At 67.3% G+C, this 6000-nt stretch carries 6 protein-coding genes; 2 read left to right on the forward strand and 4 right to left on the reverse strand.

Annotation, left to right across the window (positions count from 1 at the left end; translation table 11 throughout):
- Positions 1-116 precede the first annotated feature (116 nt).
- A complete protein-coding gene (locus tag ABZX92_RS31070) occupies positions 117-752 on the forward strand; it encodes a DNA alkylation repair protein (protein WP_355567114.1) in 636 nt (211 codons plus the stop codon).
- Here ABZX92_RS31070 and ABZX92_RS31075 read toward each other — a convergent pair whose 3' ends face one another.
- Complete coding sequence (locus ABZX92_RS31075; RefSeq protein ID WP_355567097.1) at positions 753-1070, reverse strand: hypothetical protein; 318 nt, start codon at positions 1068-1070, stop codon at positions 753-755.
- A gap of 208 nt (positions 1071-1278) precedes the next feature.
- On the opposite strand from ABZX92_RS31075, the gene ABZX92_RS31080 reads away from it, so the two are divergent.
- Complete coding sequence (locus ABZX92_RS31080; protein ID WP_355567100.1) at positions 1279-2457, forward strand: helix-turn-helix domain-containing protein; 1179 nt, start codon at positions 1279-1281, stop codon at positions 2455-2457.
- On the opposite strand, the gene ABZX92_RS31085 is transcribed toward ABZX92_RS31080, so the two are convergent.
- The 3 genes from ABZX92_RS31085 to ABZX92_RS31095 all read right to left on the reverse strand — a co-directional run bounded on the left by ABZX92_RS31085 (position 2458) and on the right by ABZX92_RS31095 (position 5899).
- The gene (locus tag ABZX92_RS31085; protein ID WP_355567103.1) at positions 2458-3114 is read right to left on the reverse strand and encodes a hypothetical protein; all 657 of its coding nucleotides are present in this window, start codon (positions 3112-3114) and stop codon (positions 2458-2460) included.
- Between the two features lie 5 nt (positions 3115-3119).
- Positions 3120-4622: a carboxylesterase family protein gene (locus tag ABZX92_RS31090; RefSeq protein WP_355567105.1), complete on the reverse strand. Its 1503-nt coding sequence runs from the start codon at positions 4620-4622 to the stop codon at positions 3120-3122.
- Between the two features lie 185 nt (positions 4623-4807).
- Positions 4808-5899 carry a hypothetical protein gene (locus ABZX92_RS31095; protein ID WP_355567108.1) on the reverse strand — a complete coding sequence of 364 codons (1092 nt, stop codon included), beginning with the start codon at positions 5897-5899 and terminating at the stop codon, positions 4808-4810.
- Positions 5900-6000 lie beyond the last annotated feature (101 nt).

The following is a 6000-nucleotide window of genomic DNA, read 5'->3' on the forward strand; positions in this document are numbered from 1 at the left end:
ATTCGGCCGGTGCCACTCCGCCCGGAGGTCAAGTCAGCAGTTCCTCGTAGAAGCCGCTTAGGCTGTTCGCCTCTGGAGACAGGAGGTCCGAGGTGGCGGACACGGTGACCGGGCTGATGGCCGAGCTCGCCGCGCTGGAAGATCCCAAGGCGCGCGTGATCAACGAGAAGCACGGCGACGACCACGGCGTGAACCTGGGCAAGCTCCGCGCCATCGCGAAACGCCTCAGGACCCAGCAGGACCTCGCCGTCGAGCTGTGGGCGACCGGCGACACCGCGGCCCGGCTGCTGGCGCTGCTGATCTGCCGGCCCAAGGCGTTCACCCGCGACGAGCTCGACCGGATGCTCCGCGAGGCACACCGCCCCAAGGTCCACGACTGGCTCGTGAACTACGTGGTGAAGAAGAGCCCGCACACCGAAGACCTGCGCACGACGTGGTTCGCCGACCCGGATCCCGTCGTCGCGAGCGCGGGCTGGGCCCTCACCACCGAACGTGTCGCCAAAAAACCCGACGGCCTCGATCTCGACGGACTGCTCGACACCATCGAGGCCGAGCTGAAGGGCGCGCCGGAGCGGCTGCAGTGGGCGATGAACCACTGCCTCGCGCAGATCGGCATCGAGCACCCGTCACTGCGGGCCCGTGCCATCGAGATCGGCGAACGGCTCGAAGTCCTCAAGGACTACCCGACGCCGCCGGGCTGCACCTCGCCGTTCGCCCCCGTCTGGATCAACGAGGTGGTGCGGCGCAGGTAGTCAGCTCGCCTCGAACGCCGAATGCCCCGGCGCCGGTGGCAGTTCGAGCAGCTCACCGGCCACGTCGAGGAACTCGCCCCCGCGCTGCCACAACGAGACGTCCGGGTCGACGACGAACGGGTCCGCCAGGTCCACGTCACCTTCGCGCACGCGGTAGGCCAGCGCCTCCGACTCGGAGTACGCGAGCACCGTCTCGTTCGTGCCTCTCCACAGCCGCCGGAACATCACGGCGTTCACGCGCGCCACCGCGTCGTGCACGACAGTCCGCTGGAATCCTCGTCGCAGCAACAGCTTCATGCACTCTTGGACACTGCTCACCGTCTGTGCCAAGTCACCCTGCCCATGCCGGTTGGAACTGCCCATTCTGGTGTCGCGCAGAAGTCCGCCCCACCGTCCATCACTCGAACAGGTCAAACGTTTGGGTCAGCTGCACAAGGTTCCGGGCGTCCGTTCGTGCACAGTGCCGAGGAAAGTAGACCGAATCGGGCGATGGCCCGGGGCGGCCGCATGCGCGAGCCTCTGCCGGGTGGTCGACATCCCGGCACCGGATCCGAAGGCCCCGCTGTACGAGCGGGCCGCGACGCAGATTCCCAGCATCGCCGAGAAGGTGCTGGAGGCGTTCTTCGCCAGATCGGCGGCGTACCGGCAGCTCCCGCACCAGCTCGTGGACCGCGAGATCACCGAGGCGGTGTCGCGCAACCTGCAGGTCTTCCTGCGTGCCCTGCGCGAGCAACGCCCTCCCGCGCCGGAGGAGATGGCCGACCAGATCGCGACGGCCGTGCGCCGGGCCCAGCAGGGCGTGCCGCTCGACGTCGTGCTGAGCACCTATCACGTCGCCGCGCACGTCGGGTGGTTGTCGATGGCCGGTGTCGCCGAGGAGGACGAGATCGGCGACCTGCTGGCGACCGTGCCGGCGTTGCTGCAGTTCCTGAGCGCCGCCGTGCCCGCCGTCGCCGCGTCCTACCTGACCGAGCAGCAGGCCCTGCACGCCGAACGCCGCGAGGCCGCCCGCGCGTTGGTCGCCGCGTTGCTGACCGGCCGCGAAGCCGAACCGCTGGCCGAGCGGATCGGCCTCGAACTGTCCAGCCACTACGTCGTCGTGGCCGTGCGCGTCGAGGCCGCACCCCAGAGCTCGCCGGCGCGCCGGCTGCGTGCCGAACTGCCGAAGCACGCCCTCTCCGCACTGGACCACGACGGCGGCACCGTGCTGCTGCCGACCTCCGCCGAGGGCCTCGAAGCCGAGCTCGCCGATGCCGCCGATCTGGTCCGGAAACTGCACACGGCGGCTGGAATCGGCCTGGTGGGCGGCATCGCGGCGGCGGAGAGCCGGGAGGACGTCCCCACCGCCGCGCGCCAGGCCGCCGACATCGCGGAACTGGTGCAGCGCCTCGGACGCCCGCCCGGCGCGTACGTCCTGGACGACGTGCTGCTGGAGTACCAGCTCTGCCGCCCAGGACCCGGCCGCAAGCGCCTGGCCCGCGTGATGGACCGGCTGGCCGAACACCCCGACCTGCTGCACACGTTGCGGGTGTTCCTCAACAGCGAGCACAACCGCCACCGCACGGCCGAAAGCCTGCACCTGCACCGCAACACGCTGAACTACCGGCTGCGCCGCGTCACCGAGCTGACCGGTTACAACCCGGCCGACCCCGCGGACATCAGGCTGCTGGCCGCGTCACTGATCGTCCACGACCTCCGCCCCTGATCATTTCTTGTAGAAGTGCACGTTGCGCCACTGGTGTTCAGCGCTAGACGCCTGCAACGTGCCGTAGACGCCGTACTTGAAGTAGTGATCGCCCTTGGGCCCGTTGTTGGTGTGCACGAGCTTGCCGTTGATGTAGATCGAGTAGCTGCCGCCGGTGGACGTGGCGTTGTGCGTGACGTTGATCCGCACCCACTTGCCGTTGATGCCGCTGACCAGGTCCTTGCCGCCGCCGCGCAGGGTGCCGCCGTTCTTGGTGTAGGACCTGATCATCAACGTGGTGGCGCCGTCGCCGTCGTTGCCGAAGATCTGCATGGCGCTCTCGTCCTCGGTGCCCGCGGTGACCTTGAGCTCCCCCTCGAACTGCCGCTGCCCGGTGCGGTAGTTGTCCTGGATCCTGGCCTCGACCCGGTTGGATCCCTTGTTGAAGAGCCGGAACGTCTGCACGCCGCCTTCCCTGCGGTACGACCCGCCGGGTCCGGTCGCGCTGTTCGTGCTGCTCGGGTAGCTCTTGATCTCGCCGCTGCTCTGGATCTGCAGGTTCCAGGCGGGGTTGTACTCGCTCCACCCGCTGCCCACCGGTCCGGCGCTCGCGGCCGGCTGAACCAGAGTGATCGTCAGAATTGTGGTGGCGGCGACAACCAGGACTCGTCGTGCCATTTCTGTCATGCCCTCCAGAAGTCACAACGGTGTTCTTCTGCCAGATCGACCGGACGCACGTCGTCCGGCGCGAATGACTGAACATGGTCGTGGTTTCCGGTGAACCGCGGCCACCCCGGAATTCCGGTGCGGGCGAACCTGGCCCAGTCGTGGATCATCTGGTCCGACAACCGCTGCTGCGCCTCGGTGAACTTCGGCGCGCGCCCGAGGTCGAAGAACGACCACAGGTCCGACGCGTGCTGTGCTCCCAACGGCATCTGCGGCGGAATCGGCGACAGCCTGGGCGGATTCGGGTCAGCGAACTCGTACTCGTACACGTTCGTCCTGGTCGCCAGCCCGCGCGCGGTCTCGTACTGGGTGCACGACCACATCCGGTCGGTCACGATCGCGGCCCACGCCAGCGCCGCCGATCCGTACTTCTCCGGGGAGTAAACAGCTTTGACCTCTTCGGCGCGCTCCTTGAACGTCTCCTTGAGCACGGCTTCGAAGGTCTCAGGACGCATGGGCGCTTTGTCGTCGTAAGCGGCGGCCCACGGCGTCGCCTCGTTCTTCGTCGTCCCGCTCAGCACCGGCACCCGGTGGAACCTGCCCTGCTCGACGGCATCTCCCGGATACCGAGGCAGCAGCGGTGTGCCGTAAGCAGGTTGGATGAACGCCCAGTGCTGCGGCAGCAACTCCTCCGCGGTCTTCCCGCGCAGGCAGGCCACATCCGCACACCCGAGCACTTGGGCGATGTCCTTCCCGTGCTCCTCCAGGGCGTCGACGGGCTGGAAGATCGTCGCCGCCACCTCACCGCGGTACTCGAAGTTGTCGAGCCACCCGCTCCGGCACGACCCGCTCTGCATGACGGCCCGGTCGAACAACCCGGCCGCGGCGGGCGAAGTGAGCTGCGCGCACACGCTCATCGCCCCGGCCGACTGCCCGGCCAGCGTGACGTTGCGCGGATCCCCGCCGAAGTTCTGGATGTTGTTCCGCACCCACCTGAGCGCGGCCTGCTGGTCCTTCAACCCGAACGTGCCCGAGCCCTCCAGCCCGGGCATGCCGAAGAACCCGAAGATCCCCAGCCGGTAGTTGACCGTCACGACGACCACATCGCCCTGCTCCGCGAACCGCCGCGCGTCGTAGTTGCTCCCGGCCCCCATGTAGAAGCCGCCACCGTGCACCCACACGACAACGGGCTTGTTCCTGGCTTTGGCCGGCGTCGTCACGTTGAGGTACAGGCAGTCCTCGCTGAGGCTGCCCTTCGGCAACTCCCCCGGCAGCTGTGCACACGCGGGCCCCGGCTTCGTCGCATCCCGCACGCCGTCCCACTTCCGCGGCGCTTTTGGGTCGCGCCACCGCTCGGGCGGCGCCGCGTACGGAATGCCCTCGAACACCCTTGTGTGTCCGTTGATTTCCCCTCGCACGGCCCCATATCCGGTCCGCACAACGGAATCGTCCGCGTTCGCCGCGGTCGTGCCCGCGATGAGTCCTGCCGCTACGAGCGGCACCAGCCAACGTCGTTTCACCACAACCCCCTCAGTTGTGGCACCTAGTCCATCTCGGACGGCCTGGTCGCCGCGAGCCGCGAAGGTCGTTCGCGGTTACGACGAAGGTGGTCGCCGGGGAAGTCCTAAAGAAGTTGCCGCGGCTTCAATGTGAGCGCATGGGGCATAACGGTCCAGCGCAGATCAGTAGGCGCAGCCGTGATGGATCACGTGCCAGTCGGCAGGTCGATCCGTTCGAACTTTCCCTTGGCCGTCTCGTAGATGCAGCCGACGTGGCAGCTCAGCAACAGTTCGACCATGTCTTCTCCTGGATGTTTCGGGAGCAGCACCGAACGAAAGCTGTGGTCGATGTACCGGGCGTAGTCGAGTACCTGCCCGAGTGCCGTCCTCACGTAGTCACGTGCTGACGACCCCTTGGCCTCGATAAGCTCACCGCGGCCGAGGTCGAAGAGGTCTACGCGAAGGCGGCCACCTCCGGGCAAGATGATCAGCTTGCCGCCGACCTCGAACCCCTCGCTGTGCTTCCAGTCCGTGTACCGCTGCACCATCTCGGCTTCGCGCCGGATCGCGGTCCGTTCGTCGGTCTGCCCCGTGGTCTGGAAGCTCCCCGCCCGGTGCGCCTCAAGGGGCACGTCCACCACCTTGACGCTGTCCGGATCCGCAGTCTCGGCCGACAGGTTCTGGCTCGGCTGATATCCGAGGATCTTCGACCGCAGCCGGGCGGCCTCAGCGAGCATCTCCTCCGGCCGGTCGAGGAAGTCGCGCATCACCTCGGGTGTGAGCCGGCCACCGCGGGTCGGAACACCCCGGTAGTCGGGGTGGACAGTGGCGATGTCAGCCGTTTTGCGTCCGACGCTCGCCGGGCTCCGGAAGTCAGGACCGTGCTGGTCCAGCGGGTGGAACAGAGGCGTTTGCAGCAACTCGGAAAGTTCAATCACGCGCCAGTCCTGCTCGTGACGAGTGGGCTGCCGCCAACCGTTTGCTTCCAGGACAGCGCAAGCGAGGACGATCTCCTCCCTCGTCCAGTCAAGAACGGGGAAGAACCGCACGGTGAAGCCGAGATCTGGCTGCTCGAGCCGGTGAGCGACGGTCTTGTCTCCCCCGGAGAAGTCGCGAGGCAGGAGTCCGAGGGCCGCACCGACGATCGCTTTGGAGTCGTAGAGCTGCCCGTCGTGCTGGATGAAGTACGACTTCGCCTTGCTGAACTCGTACTTCCTGAGGAAGGCTGACCGACCGAGTTCGTTGAACTCTGCAATCGCGGCAAGTACTTGTTCGCGGGTCAAGGCAGCAAGCGTCACCGTTCAGATCATCACCGATGAAGTGCTGGTTCGCGACACGATCGACTTAATGATCATCCGGATGGCCGAAGGGGCGCGCACCCCGCGAGGTGTGAGGGCCG

It is taken from the genome of Lentzea sp. NPDC006480, assembly GCF_040611995.1.
In the GTDB taxonomy this organism is placed as follows: domain Bacteria; phylum Actinomycetota; class Actinomycetes; order Mycobacteriales; family Pseudonocardiaceae; genus Lentzea.